The organism is Arthrobacter sp. SLBN-122 (assembly GCF_006715165.1).
Lineage (GTDB): Bacteria > Actinomycetota > Actinomycetes > Actinomycetales > Micrococcaceae > Arthrobacter.
This window is the reverse complement of record NZ_VFMS01000001.1, coordinates 4,045,594-4,060,573: the sequence shown is the minus strand read 5'-3', so window position 1 is coordinate 4,060,573 and position 14,980 is coordinate 4,045,594. Positions and strand designations below refer to the sequence as shown.

General features: G+C 65.8%; 14 protein-coding genes. 8 read left to right on the top strand and 6 right to left on the bottom strand.

Annotated features, from left to right (window positions below; translation table 11 throughout):
- The first annotated feature begins 10 nt into the window (after window positions 1-10).
- Window positions 11-1,036 (top strand): NADPH:quinone reductase, encoded by a 1,026-nt coding sequence (locus tag FBY36_RS18630; RefSeq protein WP_142121817.1) that lies wholly within the window; start codon window positions 11-13, stop codon window positions 1,034-1,036.
- A 135-nt stretch (window positions 1,037-1,171) separates the two neighbouring features.
- Here the strand turns inward: FBY36_RS18630 and FBY36_RS18625 are convergent, their stop codons facing one another.
- The 3 genes from FBY36_RS18625 to FBY36_RS18615 form a co-directional block, all read right to left on the bottom strand.
- A complete protein-coding gene (locus FBY36_RS18625; RefSeq protein WP_142121815.1) occupies window positions 1,172-1,402 on the bottom strand; it encodes a hypothetical protein in 231 nt (76 codons plus the stop codon).
- A gap of 75 nt (window positions 1,403-1,477) precedes the next feature.
- Window positions 1,478-2,449: a glycosyltransferase family 9 protein gene (locus FBY36_RS18620; RefSeq protein WP_142121813.1), complete on the bottom strand. Its 972-nt coding sequence runs from the start codon at window positions 2,447-2,449 to the stop codon at window positions 1,478-1,480.
- Entirely contained in the window at window positions 2,446-3,588 is a 1,143-nt protein-coding gene (locus tag FBY36_RS18615; protein WP_142121812.1) for a glycosyltransferase family 9 protein, read from the bottom strand. The genes FBY36_RS18620 and FBY36_RS18615 overlap by 4 nt, the downstream gene beginning before the upstream one ends.
- A 205-nt stretch (window positions 3,589-3,793) precedes the next feature.
- Here FBY36_RS18615 and FBY36_RS18610 point away from each other — a divergent pair, with 205 nt between their 5' ends.
- The 5 genes from FBY36_RS18610 (at window position 3,794) to FBY36_RS18590 (ending at window position 8,390) form a co-directional block, all read left to right on the top strand.
- Window positions 3,794-4,096 (top strand): DUF4193 domain-containing protein, encoded by a 303-nt coding sequence (locus tag FBY36_RS18610; RefSeq protein ID WP_018761323.1) that lies wholly within the window; start codon window positions 3,794-3,796, stop codon window positions 4,094-4,096.
- A 170-nt stretch (window positions 4,097-4,266) separates the two neighbouring features.
- Entirely contained in the window at window positions 4,267-5,016 is a 750-nt protein-coding gene (locus FBY36_RS18605) for a M50 family metallopeptidase (RefSeq protein WP_142121810.1), read from the top strand.
- Window positions 5,017-5,036: 20 nt separating this feature from the next.
- Window positions 5,037-6,089, top strand: coding sequence for a glutathione S-transferase family protein (locus FBY36_RS18600; protein ID WP_142121808.1), 1,053 nt, complete (start codon window positions 5,037-5,039; stop codon window positions 6,087-6,089).
- A 45-nt stretch (window positions 6,090-6,134) separates the two neighbouring features.
- Window positions 6,135-7,244 carry a serine hydrolase domain-containing protein gene (locus tag FBY36_RS18595; RefSeq protein ID WP_142121806.1) on the top strand — a complete coding sequence of 370 codons (1,110 nt, stop codon included), beginning with the start codon at window positions 6,135-6,137 and terminating at the stop codon, window positions 7,242-7,244.
- Window positions 7,245-7,337: 93 nt separating this feature from the next.
- Window positions 7,338-8,390 carry an FUSC family protein gene (locus tag FBY36_RS18590; protein WP_142121804.1) on the top strand — a complete coding sequence of 351 codons (1,053 nt, stop codon included), beginning with the start codon at window positions 7,338-7,340 and terminating at the stop codon, window positions 8,388-8,390.
- Between the two features lie 24 nt (window positions 8,391-8,414).
- Here FBY36_RS18590 and FBY36_RS18585 read toward each other — a convergent pair whose 3' ends face one another.
- From FBY36_RS18585 to FBY36_RS18575, 3 genes are read right to left on the bottom strand one after another with little or no spacing between them, the layout of a single operon-like run.
- A complete protein-coding gene (locus tag FBY36_RS18585) occupies window positions 8,415-9,326 on the bottom strand; it encodes a MaoC family dehydratase (protein WP_142121803.1) in 912 nt (303 codons plus the stop codon).
- Window positions 9,323-10,663 (bottom strand): 3-oxoacyl-ACP reductase, encoded by a 1,341-nt coding sequence (locus FBY36_RS18580; RefSeq protein WP_142121801.1) that lies wholly within the window; start codon window positions 10,661-10,663, stop codon window positions 9,323-9,325. Before FBY36_RS18580 ends, FBY36_RS18585 begins: the two co-directional genes overlap by 4 nt.
- 9 nt (window positions 10,664-10,672) lie before the next feature.
- A complete protein-coding gene (locus FBY36_RS18575) occupies window positions 10,673-12,028 on the bottom strand; it encodes an acetyl-CoA C-acetyltransferase (protein WP_200830531.1) in 1,356 nt (451 codons plus the stop codon).
- A gap of 61 nt (window positions 12,029-12,089) precedes the next feature.
- Between FBY36_RS18575 and FBY36_RS18570 the strand changes: the two genes are divergently transcribed.
- Complete coding sequence (locus FBY36_RS18570; protein ID WP_142121799.1) at window positions 12,090-12,818, top strand: TetR/AcrR family transcriptional regulator; 729 nt, start codon at window positions 12,090-12,092, stop codon at window positions 12,816-12,818.
- A 1-nt stretch (window position 12,819) separates the two neighbouring features.
- Window positions 12,820-14,931 carry an acyl-CoA dehydrogenase family protein gene (locus FBY36_RS18565; protein ID WP_142121797.1) on the top strand — a complete coding sequence of 704 codons (2,112 nt, stop codon included), beginning with the start codon at window positions 12,820-12,822 and terminating at the stop codon, window positions 14,929-14,931.
- The last annotated feature ends 49 nt before the right edge of the window (window positions 14,932-14,980 follow it).

Below are 14,980 nucleotides of genomic sequence, written 5' to 3'. Positions count from 1 at the left end.
GGGAGAAGACGTGAAGGCAATTGTGTACGAGGAAACCGGTCCATCATCGGTGCTGCAGTTCCTGGACAAGCCTGTGACGGACGCAGGTCCGGGTGAGGTCCGGGTCCGGCTGGTGGTATCCGGAGTTAACCCCACCGACTGGAAGTCACGGGCCGGAAGTGGAAGCAGCAAACTGGATGCCGCCAGGGTTCCGAACCAGGACGGAGCCGGTGTCATCGACCAGCTGGGTCCGGGAGTGACAGGATTCGGCGTGGGCGACCGCGTATGGCTGTGGGATGTGGCCTGGGGCAGCAATGAAGGAACCGCACAGGAATTCGTCGTGGTGCCCGCCCACAAAGCGGTGGCGCTCCCCAACGCCGAATCCTTTGACACCGGCGCCTCGCTCGGGATTCCCGCACTGACAGCGCACCGGGCGCTGACGTCGAGCGAGGATGGACCGGCCAGGCTTTCCCCCGGCGCCCTGGCAGGCCGGACCGTGCTGGTCACCGGCGGTGCAGGCGCCGTCGGCCACGCAGCCATCCAGCTGGCACGGTGGGCCGGTGCTGCCGTCATCACAACCGTCAGCGGAGAACGGAAAGCGGAACTAGCCCTCCGCGCCGGCGCCGCCACGGTTATCAACTATCGGCAAGCCGACGTCGTCCAGGCCGTCCATGAGGCAGCCCCCGACGGAGTGGACATCATCGTGGACGTCAACGCACCGGCAAACATCGACGCCGACCTGCACGTACTCAAGCCCGGGGGGACCATCTCGATTTACGCCGCCAACCCCGGCGAATCGCTCACGGTCCCCATCCGCGAAAGCATGACCAGGAATGTGCGCTATCAATTCATCCTCACCTACACCGTCACCGACGAGCAGAAACAGAATGCGGTAGCCGGCGTTGCCGAGGCCCTCGCCGCAGGCGCGCTCCGGGTAGGCGAAGAACACGGGCTGCCCCTGACACGGTTCGCCCTCGCGGAGACAGCTGGAGCCCACGATGCAGTGGAGCAGGGAACGGTCGGCAAGGTGCTTATCGACGTGGCAGCGGCACCCTGAACAGGACAGGCCCCGGCCAACTGACCGGCGGCCAGGCCCACAGAGCGCAAGGCGGACGACGGCGGGCGCCGGGCTGAACATGCTTTCCCGCCCGGGTGCTCCACGCCCAATGCACCCGGGCGGGTCCCGCCGTCGTCAATGCAGGTGCAGCCTGCGGCCGCGCGGATGCCGGGTCCCTGCTTGGGGATGGGAACCTGCGGAAACCGGACGGTACCCAGTTCGCCGATTCTCCATCCGGAGTTCGCGCCGTTCCTGCCGGCGCGCTTTCCTTTCGGGCCGGTCAATGGCAGAGAGGATGGTCAGCGTTATGGTGACCCATAAGAACGCCGAACCCAACACCAAAGCAATTACCAGCTCAGTGCTCATGCATCCAATTTTAGGCCCTCGGGCCCAAAGCCACCCCGCGCAAACCCGCATTATCGGAGCGCAGACCCGCAGGGTCTACAGCAGTCCCAGCTCCCTGACGGCAGCCATGACGTCGGGAACCTGGACGGCAAGCAGGGCAGGATCCGGCTGGGTTGCGAACGTGTCCCCGCGCCGCAGTTCCGCGCGGGTCAGGACAACGTGGGGCCCCGGGGGCGGCCCCCAAATTTCGGGTGGGGCCGGCCCAAAAAGCACGACGGAAGGAGTCCCATAGGCGGAAGCCAGGTGTGCGGCGCCGGTGTCGGCAGAGACCACCAGGCGTGCAGCGGCGATCGTGGCCGCGAACTCTCCGAGGCCCAGCACACCGGCCAGCATGGTGGTGCCCGGGAGTCCTGCGAGCCGGCACACTTCCTCGGCGCGATTCCTTTCCGAGGTCCCGCCGGTGAACACCACCTGATGCCCGGCTTCTGCGAGGGCCGCTGCCACCGCCGCAAAGCGCTCCGCCGGCCAGAGCCTGCTGCCGTAGGCAGCCCCGACGTGAAGGACTGTTGCGCCGGGGACCGGACTGGGGACGTGGGGCGTGTTCAGCCCTACGTCCAGCGGGTCGGCTTCGATGCCATGCCATTCCAGGAGCCTCACCCAGCGTTCGCGCTCGTGCAGTTCCGGCCGCCACGGCGGGCCGTCCCGGTGGGCACTGCGGTGGCCAACGGTCTGCCTGGCCTTCAGTGCTTCAATCCGCCCCTGGCTCTCCGGGCCGCTGCCGTGCAGGTTCACGGCCACATCCACCAGTCCTGGTTCCATCGCCAATGGCTCGTCCAGGCCGTGCGTGGGGAACAGTTCGTATCCGCCCACCAGCCCCAGGGCTTCCGACAGCCACCCCTGCGCTGCGTAACGCAGCCGGTGTTCGGGAAACGCCCGCCGGATGCCTTTCAGCGCAGGTACGGCCACCAGCAGGTCGCCCAGCTTCAAGGCCCGCAGGACCAGGAGCTCCGGTTTACCGTCAGCGGGAAGCCGATCGCTCGCTGGTCCCGCCGTCATCGGGCCGCTCATGCGTCCTGCTTTGCGAAAACCGTGGCAGCGAGGCTGCGGACATCCTCGTAGACCTCCTGCACACCGATCCCAGCCACTACAGAGTCGTCATGGACGCACCGGGGTGCGGTCCAGCCCACCTGGGTCACGTCAATGCCGCACGTGGGGCACGCCGTAACCCACGAAGCGTGCACGCGGTGCAGGCTTCTGCCCAGTGCCCCTGCGTTGATCACGTTGCCGGCCCAAAAGACGCCGACCGTCGGCACACCGAGCGCCTGGGCGAGGTGCCGGGGACCGCTGTCGTTGGCAACCACCACGTCCGATTCCGCCAGCAGCGCCACAAGCCCTGCCATATCCAATGCGCCGGCCACGGAATGAACAGCCGCCGATTCCGCCCGGGCCGCGATCCCCTCCGCGAGATCCTGCTCGCTGCTGTCCCCAATGATGACCACCTGCGAACCATCGGCAGCGCAGGCTGCGGCAAGTTCAGCGAACTTTTCAGCGGGCCAACGACGGCGGGGGTCAGTGGCGCCGGGATGGATTACCACGAGAGGACGGTCGCCACCGCCGTCGCCGGCTTTATGGATTGCCAGCCCGGCAGCCGGCGCCAGCCGTGCTTCGAGATCGACAGGGAAGGCACCGGCGAATCCGGCTACCTCCAAGGCCCTGAGTGGTTCGTGCTGGTAATAGAGGTAGGGAATGGTGCGCTCGAGGCTGGCCGCATCGGCAGTCCGGGTCCCTACGGTGTGGCGGGCGCCCAGCCGCAGCAGGAAGGGATTTGAATAACGGCCGCCGCCATGCAGCTGGACGGCGAGGTCGAAGCTGCGGCCGCGCATGTCAGCAAAAAAATGGTCCAGTTCAGCTGTATCTTCTTCCCCGGGCCGGACTCCTTCGGCGAAAGGCAGGACCACCACCTCATCCACTGGGCTCTTCAGGGCTCCCAAAAGCGCCTTGTGGATGGGAGTTCCCAGCAATGTGATGGTGGATCCGGGATACGCCGCCTTCAACGCTGCCATCGCCGGGATGGCGAAAATCAGGTCGCCCAGTCCCCCACCACGAAGGACGACAATCCTGGACACGTCGATGAACTTCTCCAGCACAGGACCGACACCCACACCGATTTGTCCTGCACCTCCGAACTCTGCGGTGAGTTGTTCCACACATTGCCCCTTCCGTCATGCAGGGGGACCGGCACGCGGTCCCACCACTGCCCATGCAGCCGCACTGCGCAAGCAGAACCTGCGGCTTCTCCTTTTGAACCTTTACCCAATAGGCGGCAGATCTACCCTCCCTGTTGGGGAATACCCGCCCTATGCTGTACGTTTCATACCCGACAGCCAATCAAAGAAAAGAGAAGCACCCAAAGTGGCAACCGATTACGATGAACTGCGTTCCGACGTCAAGGAATCGCAGGACAACTCACTCGAGCAGCTCCAGTCAGCAAATGCTCCCGACGCCCGCAGTGTTGTGCAGGAGTTGGATGAGGCTGACGGACTGGACGGCGCCGGCGTCCCTGGCGGCGAATTTGTCGCTGAGGAGCTCGTAGTCCAGGTCATCCCGCAGGCTGAGGATGAGTTCACCTGCTATTCCTGCTTCCTGGTCCGCCACCGGTCGCAGATTGCCCGTCAAAAAGACGGCCACAGCTACTGCACCGAGTGCGAAGGCTAATCAGTACCTTACCGGGGCGGTAATCCCAACGACCCGACCAAAGCCGAAAGGCACGCCGCACAAGGCGTGCCTTTCGGCTTTAATCCGACGCCTGTAAGCCAGCGCCCAGCTGGGGTGCGTAGCGTTGGAGAAGACAATTACGACGCCGACCGGCAGCGAAGGAGGCAACGTTGGACAGCCCAGCCAGCTTGTGGAACGCCTTCACTGCGGCGTTCACGCGGGCAGACGTACCCAACATCACGTGGGTGGAAATGCTGTTGTCCCTGGCTGCCGCCGTCGCGCTTTCCATACCGCACGGCACCTGGCGCTACTTCGGGCTGCTGGCCACCACCATTCATGAACTGGGCCATGCGTTCGCGGCCGTGACGTCCGGGCAGCGGCTGTCCGGAATCCGCCTCCGGCTGGACCATTCCGGCACCACCACCTCCTACAGCAGGAGCAGGGTTGCCGCAGCCTGGTCCTGCTTTTGGGGATACCCGGTACCCGCAATGGTCGGCGCCGCTTTTGTCTGGTGCGGGCTCCGCGGGTGGGGTCCCGCAGCCATGGCCGTCAGCGCGCTGGTTTTGGCCGCATCGCTCATCTTCCTGCGCAACCTCGCCGGTTTCCTCATCACCGCCGCCGCCATTGCCGCCGCGGCCGTGCTCACAATCCTTGCGCCGGCGTCAGTCGTGGGCCACGTGGCCGTCATCTTCGGTCTTGCCCTCCTGGTGGCTGCTGTCCGCGACCTGCTCAAACTCACGCAGGTCCATGTCCGGCGTCGTGGAAGTCTTGGAACCTCCGACGCCTACCTGCTGTACCGGACCACGTCTGTTCCCTCCGGGGTGTGGATTGCCCTGTTCACCCTCCTGGTGGCGGGGTCCTGGCTGGTGGCCTGGCAGCCCGTCTCGGTAATCCTGCTGGAAGGCGCCTGGAACCGGTAGGTGGCGCATAGGCTTGTGGCATGAGCCAGGAAACGCACAGTACCCGTGGAGCCTATGTGACCGGCGGTGCCGAGTTCACCCGGGACACCAATTACATTGAGGACCGGATCACCAGGGACGCCTCTCCCGGCAGCAACGGAGAGCCGGGGTGGCCGGTGGAGGCGGGGCGTTACCGCCTCATCGCCGCCCGCGCCTGCCCGTGGGCAAACCGGACGGTCATTGTCCGCAGGCTCCTGGGGCTGGAAGGAGCGATCTCCCTGGGCCAGCCCGGCCCCACGCATGACGCGCGGTCCTGGACGTTCGACCTGGATCCCGGCGGAGTTGATCCGGTCCTTGGCATAGAGCGCCTTCAAGAGGCTTATTTCAAGCGTTTCCCGGGATATCCCCGGGGAATTACCGTGCCTGCCATCGTGGATGTCCATACTGGTGAAGTTGTGACCAATAACTTCCCGCAGATCACCCTGGACTTCTCCACGGAGTGGACCGAGTTCCACCGGCCGGGGGCGCCGCAGCTCTACCCTGGACACCTTCGGGACGAAATCGACCAGGTCAACAAGCGCGTCTTCACAGAGGTCAACAACGGGGTCTACCGCTGCGGTTTCGCCGGTTCACAGGAAGCCTACGACGCAGCGTACGACCGGTTGTGGACAGCAATGGACTGGCTCGAAGACCGGCTGTCGCGGCAACGCTACCTGGTGGGCGACACCATCACAGAAGCAGACGTTCGCCTGTTCACCACCCTCGCCAGGTTCGATCCCGTGTACCACGGCCACTTCAAGTGCAACCGGCAGAAACTGAGTGAGATGCCCAACCTGTGGGGCTATGCACGGGACCTGTTCCAGACGCCGGGTTTCGGGGACACCATCGATTTTGTACAGATCAAGCAGCACTACTACATCGTGCACGAGGACATCAATCCCACTGGTATTGTTCCTGCCGGCCCGGACCTCGGTGGATGGCTGGAGGACCATGGCAGGGAGTCCCTGGGCGGCCGCCCTTTCGGCGACGGCACGCCGCCGGGGCCGGTGCGCCCGGGCGAGGAAGTCGCACCGGGACACGGAGCTTCCCGCTAGCCCAATCCCGTCGTAGGAAACCGCTTTCCTCTTACACTGGAGGTCATGCAGACATCTCTTGGCTTCGCGGCCGCCGGGTACGAAAACGTCCTTGCCCTGTTTGAGTCGTTCCTTGCTGAGGACCCGCGCTACAGCGCGCAGCTTGCCGCCTACCAGCACGGGGTTCCGGTGCTCCGCCTGACAGGTGGCCCGGACATGGGTGCGGAGACCCTGACCGGGGCCTATTCCTGCTCCAAGGGCGTTGCCGCCATGGTCGTCGCCCTGCTTGTCCAGGATGGCGTCCTTGACCTGGACAAGGCAATGGCCCACTACTGGCCCGAATTCGCGGCCCAGGGGAAGGACAGGCTGCTGGTCAGGGAAGCGTTGTCGCACCAGGCGGGGCTTATTGGAGTCGAAGGTGGATTCAGACTGGACGAGTTCACCACGCCCGCGGCCGCGGCCCGCCTTGCCGCTGCCGCTCCCGCATGGGAGCCCGGCTGGCAGTTCGGCTACCACGCCCTGACGATTGGAATCTTGATGGAGGAACTGTGCCGCCGCGTCACAGGCGAGTCGCTTCAGGATATGTACGACCGCAGGATCCGGAAGCCACAGGAAGTGGACTTCTTCCTGGGGCTCCCCGAGGACCTCGAGCCCCGATACCGGGACGTGGTCTATGAAGAAGATCCCGGCCAGGTCTGGATTGACCCGCTCAGCCTCGAAGGCCTCAACAGCAATGCGCCCGTCAGCACCATCATGGAGCTGCCGAACATCCCCGGCGTCCGGGCCGCCGGAATGTCGGCCGCCGGCGGGGTGGGCTCAGCGGAGGGCCTGGCCCGGCTCTACGCCGCCGCGACCACAGGTGTCGACGGCAGGCAGCCGTTCCTGACGACCCGGACGGTGGAGGCCATGACCCGGGAACAGGTGTGGGGCCTGGATCGCTCTTCCGGCCTGGACAACGCCTTTGCCGTCGTCTTCATGAAGCCCCACCCTTCGCGGAATTTTGGCAGCCACCGGGCTTTCGGCCACGAGGGCGCCAACGCGGCGCTCGGTTTTGCGGACCCCGCCTACGGGCTGGGCTTCGGTTACATCCCGCGCCGCCAGGAGGAAGGCCGCACGCCGGGAAGGGCGCACCGCCTGGCAGCGGAAGTGCGGCGTTCCGCAGCCGGTTTGTCCTGACGGGCCTCCGGCCCTACTGTGGTCCGGATGGGCAATACTCAAGCACGACCGGATGCACGGTGGGCTCGGGGGACCCAACTTCTCAAACAATCGGTGGCGGGGCTTTCCGCTGCCCTTGCGGCGCAGCGGCTGCAGTTGGCTGCCAAGGCCGCGCTTGGCGCGGGCCTGGCGTTCGCCATTGCGCCCCTCATGCCGGGTGCGGCCTCGCATTACGCGTACTACGCGCCGCTGGGCGCCCTGGTGGCCATGTACCACAACGTTGCCGGCTCGGTGCGGCAGGGGGCGCAGGCACTCGCAGGTCTGGCGATGGGAATCGGCCTCGCCTTCATCCTGGTCAGCATTGCCGAGCCCTCCCCGTTGACGGTGGCACTCTTCATGGGGATTGGCGTGCTGCTGGGCGGCTTACCGGGTATCGGTTCGGGCAGCGATTGGATTCCGACGGCAGCCCTGCTGGTCCTGCTGGTAGGCGGAAGTAACGCGGACGATTTCTCGTTTGGATACCTGGTCCAGATGGGTGCCGGCGTGGCCGTGGGCATCGCCGTAAACTTCCTCATCTTCCCGCCACTTCACTTTGATGCAGCCGCTTCAAGCCTGAACGAACTGCGCATTGCCCTTGGGCGGCAACTGACCGACATGGGGACGGCAATAACCGAGGAATGGCCGCCCAAACACGAAGATTGGTCGCGGCGGTCGGACGAGCTGGCCTCGGCCGCAAGCTCGGTGCGGCACCTGGTCAAGGAGGCCGACGCCAGCCGACGCGCGAACCCTAGGCGGAAGCTGCACCCCAGGGACGTTGACAAGGACTACCGCGACCTGCGCGAGCTTGAACGGGTGACCTTCCACATCCAGGACATGACGGACGTGCTCTCCGACGTGATCTGGGAAAGCGACGTCCCGTACGAAATCCCGCTGCAGGACGGTGAACCGCTTGCCGCTGCCATCAAGGCAACCGGAGAGCTCCTGGCCTCTTACAGCGAGGCTGACGAACAGACCCAGAAACAGCGGTTCGATGCCGCGAAAGAGGCGGTGGAAGCCTGCATGGCAACCGCCGCGGGCAGGGAATCGGCTGAGGGGACCGTCCCGGCCTCCGAGTCGGTCCTCCTCAGCCTCCACCGCATCCTGCGGGCCGTTCGGCCGCAGGACTAGGTCCGGCGCCGGGAAGCGGGCCGGCTAAAGCGCGGCAACGGTCCCGCTGAAATGGCGTCGCCCGGAGCGGGGGCTCCACGCGACGAACCGGGAGTGCTTCCAAGACCCCGAACCGCTTTGATCGGTAGCAATTTCCAAGGCAACCCGGGAGGGCAGGAAAACGGGAGCCTCGAACTCCACGTCCCACGTGAATGAGTCGCCACGGGCAGGCCCAACATCTGCGAGCGCACGCGAGGCCAGGTACATCCCATGAGCTATCGACCGCCGCATGCCCAGGGCCTTGGCCGAGAGCACACTGAGGTGGATCGGATTGAAATCCCCTGACACTGCAGCGTAGGCACGCCCCGTATCGACGCCGAGGTGCCACAGCGCCGTCGGGTCCGGGGGCCGGAAGTCGGTCCTGGATGGAACGGCGCCGGGTTTGTCGATCCCTGGCAGGAACACCCCCTTGGCGAGGTAGGTGGAGAGACCCCGCCAATACACTTCCGCCGAACCCGCGCGGCGCACTTCCGCCACGACGTCCACCTGCGTCCCGGAACGGTGGCCTTGGAGGTTTTCCACCCGGGCGGTCATGTCCAGGACATCCGTGAAGACCAGTGGCGACCGTTGCTCAACGCTGTTGTGAAGGTGGATCATGCCCAGCAGGGGCAGTGGGAAGTCATCGCGGTTCAGGACGCTCATGGCCAGCGGGAATGCGATGGCGTGGATGAAACCGGCCGGCAGGACGTCACTGGCTGTCTCACCGATGAGGTGCTGGTAGGCGGTAAGGTTTTCGACCCCCACCCTCACTCCCCTGACCTCATGGGTCTCGGCTGGAAGGACCGCGGAATCCTGGGTTCCCAGGAGCCTGCGCCTTGCTGCCTGGGCGGCGGCGTTGACATAGAGCTTGGACAACGACGGCATCTCGGCCAGGATGACCGGCTGTGCAAGGGTCATGCCCCCACCAGGTTTTGCCCGCACACCCGCAGCACCTCCCCGTTGATTCCGCCTGCAGCATCGCTTGCCAGGAATGCGATGCTCTCGGCGACGTCGGAGGGCAGGCCGCCCTGCTGCAGCGAATTCAGCCGGCGCGCCACCTCCCGGACGGCAAAGGGAATGCGGGCGGTCATGTCGGTTTCGATGAATCCGGGGGCCACGGCATTGATGGTGCCGCCGCGGGACGCGATCAGCGGGGCGCTGGCCCGGACCATGCCCATGACTCCCCCCTTGGACGCTGCGTAATTTGTTTGCCCCCGGTTCCCGGCGATACCGCTGGTGGAGGCAACAGAAACGATACGCGGCGAAGTGTGGAAGTGCTCGGAGGCCAGCAGTGCCTCGTTGATCCGAAGCTGGGCGGCGATGTTGATGTTGATGACCTGGTTCCATCGTGCCTGGTCCATGTTGGCCAGCAGTTTGTCCCGTGTGACCCCGGCATTGTGCACCACGATGTCCAGCCGTCCGTGCCGCTGCACAGCGTGGTCTATGATCCGCCGGCCCGCGTCGGCGCCGGTGATGTCCAGCTGCAGTGCAGTGCCCCGTACCTCGTTTGCCACACCTGCCAGTTGGTCCCCCGCTGCCGGAATGTCTACCAGGACCAGCGTGGCGCCATCGCGGTGCAGCGTCCGGGCAATCTGGGCACCGATGCCGCGGGCTGCGCCGGTTACTACGGCCACTTTTCCTGCAAGTGGCCGCTCCACGTCCGCGGGCAGCGCGCCGTCTTCGGTTGAGACCGTCAGGAACTGTCCGTCCACGAACGCCGAACGGGCTGAGAGGAAGAACCTGATGGCGCCCAGCGCGCTGGGGCTGGTGGAGGCAGTGCCATCAGCAAGGAGCACGCCGTTGCCCGTTGCTCCCGCCCGCAGTTCCTTGGCCAGGGACCGCAGGAAGCCATCCACTCCCTGCCGTGCTGCTGCAGCTTCGGGCGCAGACGCTTCCGCCGCGGGCCGGGACAAGGTTATGACCCGGCCGCCGGCCTTCAGGTCCCGGAGGGATCCCGCTGCCGCCAGAACGGGCTTTTCCAGGTCCGCCGGGTGCGTAAGCTCATCGAGGACCAGGATGATGGCGCCCAGCTTTTCGGCAGGAACGGCATGCCTCCTGACGTCCAGGTCCCATGCCAGCAGCTCAGCGGCAAGTTTGTCTGCGCCGGCAGTGTCACCCAGGACAATGACAGGCCCCGTGACCAGGGGCTGGCCGGGTTCGTGGCGGCGCAGGACAGCGGGCTGTGGAAGGCCGAGTTTCCTTGCGACGTTGCGGCCCGGGCCGCTGTTGACCAGTTGGGCGTATGTATCAGCCATTCCGTCCCCCTACAGAGATTCCAGGATCGCGACGACGCCCTGGCCGCCGGCTGCGCAGACAGACACCAGACCGCGGGCAGGACGTCCGGTGGAAGCCGCCTTGGCGTGGAGCATCTTGGCGAGGGTGCCAACGATGCGGCCACCGGTCGCCGCAAACGGGTGGCCTGCTGCGAGCGAGGACCCGTTGACGTTGAGGCGCGAGCGGTCAATGCTGCCAAAAGCACCGTCCAGGCCGAGGCGTGTACGGCCGAAGTCTTCGTCCTCCCATGCGGCCAGGGTACTGAGGACGGTAGCGGCGAATGCTTCGTGGATTTCGAAGTAGTCGAAGTCCGCCAAGGTAAGGTTTTGGCGGGCCAGGAGCCTGGGAACGGCGAACACGGGGGCCATCAGCAGCCCGTCCTTGCCGTGGACGAAGTCCACCGCCGCAGCTTCGGCGTCCACCACTGCCGCCAGTTTGGGCAGGTCGCGGGCATCTGCCCATTCATCGGATGCCAGCAGCACGGTGGAGGCACCGTCGGTGAGTGGTGTTGAGTTTCCTGCCGTCATGGTTGCATCCGCCCCAAGGTTCCGGCCAAACACCGGCTTCAGGGACGCGAGCTTCTCAAGGGACGTGTCGGCCCGAAGGTTGCCGTCCCGCGTCAGTCCGCGGTAGGGGGTCATGAGGTCATCGAAGAAGCCGGACTCGTAGGCGCCCGCAAGGTTGTGGTGGCTGTTCAGGGCCAGTTCGTCCTGTGCTTCCCGCGGGATCTTCCATTGCGCTGTGGTGAGGGCCTGGTGCTCGCCCATGCTCAAGCCGGTACGTGGCTCGGCCGTGCCGGGCGCCAGGGGGGCCAGGTCTTTGGGCCGCAGCCGACCAAGGATCTGCAGCCGCTGGGGAAGTGTCTTGGCCCGGTGAAGGTCCAGGACCACCTCGCGCAGTCCCTCACTGACCACCACCGGGGCGTCGGAGGCTGAATCCACTCCGCCGGCAATGGCCGAATCGATCTGCCCGAGCTTTATCTTGTTGGACAGGCCAACCACAGTTTCGAGACCTGTGGCGCAGGCCTGCTGAAGGTCGTAGACAGGGGTCTCGGCGGAAAGCGCCGAGCCCAGGACGGCTTCACGGGTGAGATTGAAATCCCTGGAGTGCTTGAGGACGGCGCCGGCCGCCACCTGGCCGATCCGTTCATCTTGGAGGCCGAAGCGCGCGATCAGGCCGTCCAGGGCGGCAGTCAGCATGTCCTGGTTGGAGGATTTTGCGTAAGCACCGCCGGCGCGGGCGAACGGAATCCGGTTCGCCCCGACGATCACTGCCCTGCGGGTCGTGGGGGCCTCGGCCCGGGGTGATGCCTCTGGTGCGGGGGTTGATTGTCCGTCTATGGACATGGATGGCTCCTCTGGTCACAAGTGGTTACCGATACCCAGCGTACCTGATACGCTGGGTATCGTGAACTTCCCGGACACATCTCTCCCCGCGGCCATGGAGCCTCCGTCTTCCGCAGCCCCTGACGGACGGTCATCCCGCTGGCAGAGCCACCGGGAGGAGCGGCGCCGCGAACTGATTAAGCAGGCCCGCCGTGCGGTGCACGCACTGGGCAGTGATGCCTCCATGGAGGACATTGCAACGGCTGCCGGTACCTCGAAATCGGTCTTCTACCGGTATTTCGGGGACAAAGCAGGGCTGCAGCAGGCCGTGGGCGAAGTTGTCCTCAGCCAAATGCAGCACCGCATCCAGGAAGCAGCCCAAAGTGCCGTCACTCCCCGGGAAGGTCTGTTGGCCATGGTGTCGGCTTATCTGCAAATGGCGGACACCAGCCCCAACGTCTATACGTTCGTCACCAGTTATGCCCCTGCGGACCCTTCCAGCCCGCCACATCCAGCTGCCCCGGGGGGCCCTCTGGGGCACTTCTTTGACGCCATCGCCGACATGATCGCCACCCCCATGCGGTCGCACCTGGGCGACGTCGGGGAAACCGTCATCGGCTACTGGCCCAAGGCGGCAATCGGCCTGGTGCGGAACGCCGGCGAGCAATGGCTCAGCACCGCGGACTCCCCCGCCAAGCCAACTCAGGAGACCATGGCCCGCCAGATCACGGCGTGGCTGTGCGTAGGCATAGCCCCCGAACTCACTCCCGCACCATCGACCACAAAGTTATCCGCCAAAGAAGGACTGTGACATGACTGACGTAGTGGACCGCCCTGCCCGCAAGGGACTTCGCCCCGAGGCAACCCCCGCAGCCACACCCATGGGCAACAGCCCTGCCCCCGCCGTCGACGTCGAGGCATTGGGGCGGCAGCTCCTGGGCAAATGGGCCGACGTGCGACGCCAGGCAAGGGAGCTGGCAGCCAGGCCGGAACTGCACAAGATCGAGGGACTGACGCATTCAGAGCACCGCACCCGGGTGTTCGGCCAGCTGAAATACCTCGTGGACCATGAAGCTGTCCACCGCGCCTTTCCGGCAGAGCTGGGCGGCGCCGACGACCACGGCGGAAACATCGCCGGGTTCGAGGAACTGGTGGTGGCTGACCCTTCTCTGCAGATCAAGGCGGGCGTCCAGTGGGGTCTCTTTGGATCCGCGGTGATGCACCTGGGCACCGCAGAACACCACACCAAGTGGCTGCCCGGAATCATGAACCTGGAAATTCCCGGCTGCTTCGCCATGACCGAAACGGGCCATGGCTCGGACGTGGCAAGCATTGCCACCACCGCAACCTATGACCCCACGACCGAAGAGTTCATCATCCACACCCCGTTCCGGGCGGCCTGGAAGGACTACATCGGCAACGCCGCCATCGACGGCCTGGGCGCTGTTGTCTTCGCCCAGCTGGTCACCCGCGGCGTCAACCACGGGGTGCACGCCTTCTACGTCGACCTGCGGGACCCGGCCACCAAGGAATTCCTGCCCGGAATCGGCGGGGAGGACGACGGCATCAAGGGCGGTCTGAACGGCATCGACAACGGCCGGCTGCACTTCACCAATGTCCGCATTCCACGGACACACCTCCTGAACCGGTACGGCAACGTCGACGCCAATGGAACCTACACCTCGCCCATCGCCAGCCCCGGCCGACGCTTCTTCACCATGCTGGGAACGCTGGTCCAGGGCCGGGTGTCGCTGGACGGAGCCGCCGTCGCGGCTTCCAAGGTGGCCCTGAAGGCCGCCATCCAGTACGCCACGGAACGCCGTCAGTTCAACGCCTCCTCGCACACAGAGGAAGAGGTCCTGCTGGATTACCAGCGGCACCAGCGGCGCCTGTTCACCCTGCTTGCCACCACTTACGCGGCCGGCTTTGCGCACGAGCAGCTGCTGCAGAAGTTCGACGATGTCTTCTCCGGCGCCCATGACACGGACGCGGACCGCCAGGACCTGGAAACCCTGGCCGCGGCACTGAAGCCCCTGAGTACCTGGCACGCCCTGGACACCCTGCAGGAATGCCGGGAAGCCTGCGGCGGCGCCGGCTTCCTGATCGAAAACCGGTTCGCGTCGCTGCGCGCCGACCTCGATGTGTATGCCACCTTCGAGGGCGACAACACGGTACTGCTCCAGCTGGTGGCCAAGCGCCTGCTGGCTGATTACGCCAAGGAATTCCGCAACGTGGATTTCGGGGTCCTGGCCCGCTATGTGGTGAACCAGGCAGCGGGCGCAGCCGTCCACCGCACCGGGCTGCGCCAGGTGGCCCAGTTCGTGGCCGACACCGGGTCCGTCCAGAAAGCTGCGATCGCGCTGCGGGACGAGGAAGGCCAGCGCGCCCTCCTGACTGACAGGGTGCAGACCATGGTGGCCGAGGCCGGGGCCGCCCTGAAGGGCAGCAAGCGGCTGCCGCAGGACAAGGGCGCCGCTCTGTTCAACCGGCACCAGAACGAACTCATCGACGCCGCCCAGGCGCATGCCGAACTGCTGCAGTGGGAGGCGTTCACGGAAGCCCTGCGGCAGGTGGACGATCCCGGGACCAGGAAGGTCCTGACCTGGCTCCGGGACCTCTTTGGCCTGTCGCTGATCGAAAAGAACCTGTCCTGGTACCTCATGAACGGCCGGCTCTCCATGCAGCGGGCCCGCACGGTGGGTGGGTACATCAACCGGCTGCTGGAGCGGATCCGGCCGCATGCCCTGGACCTGGTGGACGCCTTCGGCTACGGCGAGGACCACGTGCGGGCAGCCATCGCCACGGGCGCCGAGAGGACGCGGCAAGACGAAGCCCGCGCACACTTCCGGAGCGAGCGGGCCAGCGGACAGTCGCCCGTGGACGAAAAGGTCCTGCTGGCGCGGACAGCCGGGAACCGGAAGTAGGCGTCCCTAACTCCAGCTACGACGACGGCGCCGCCCACCTTGCAAGGTG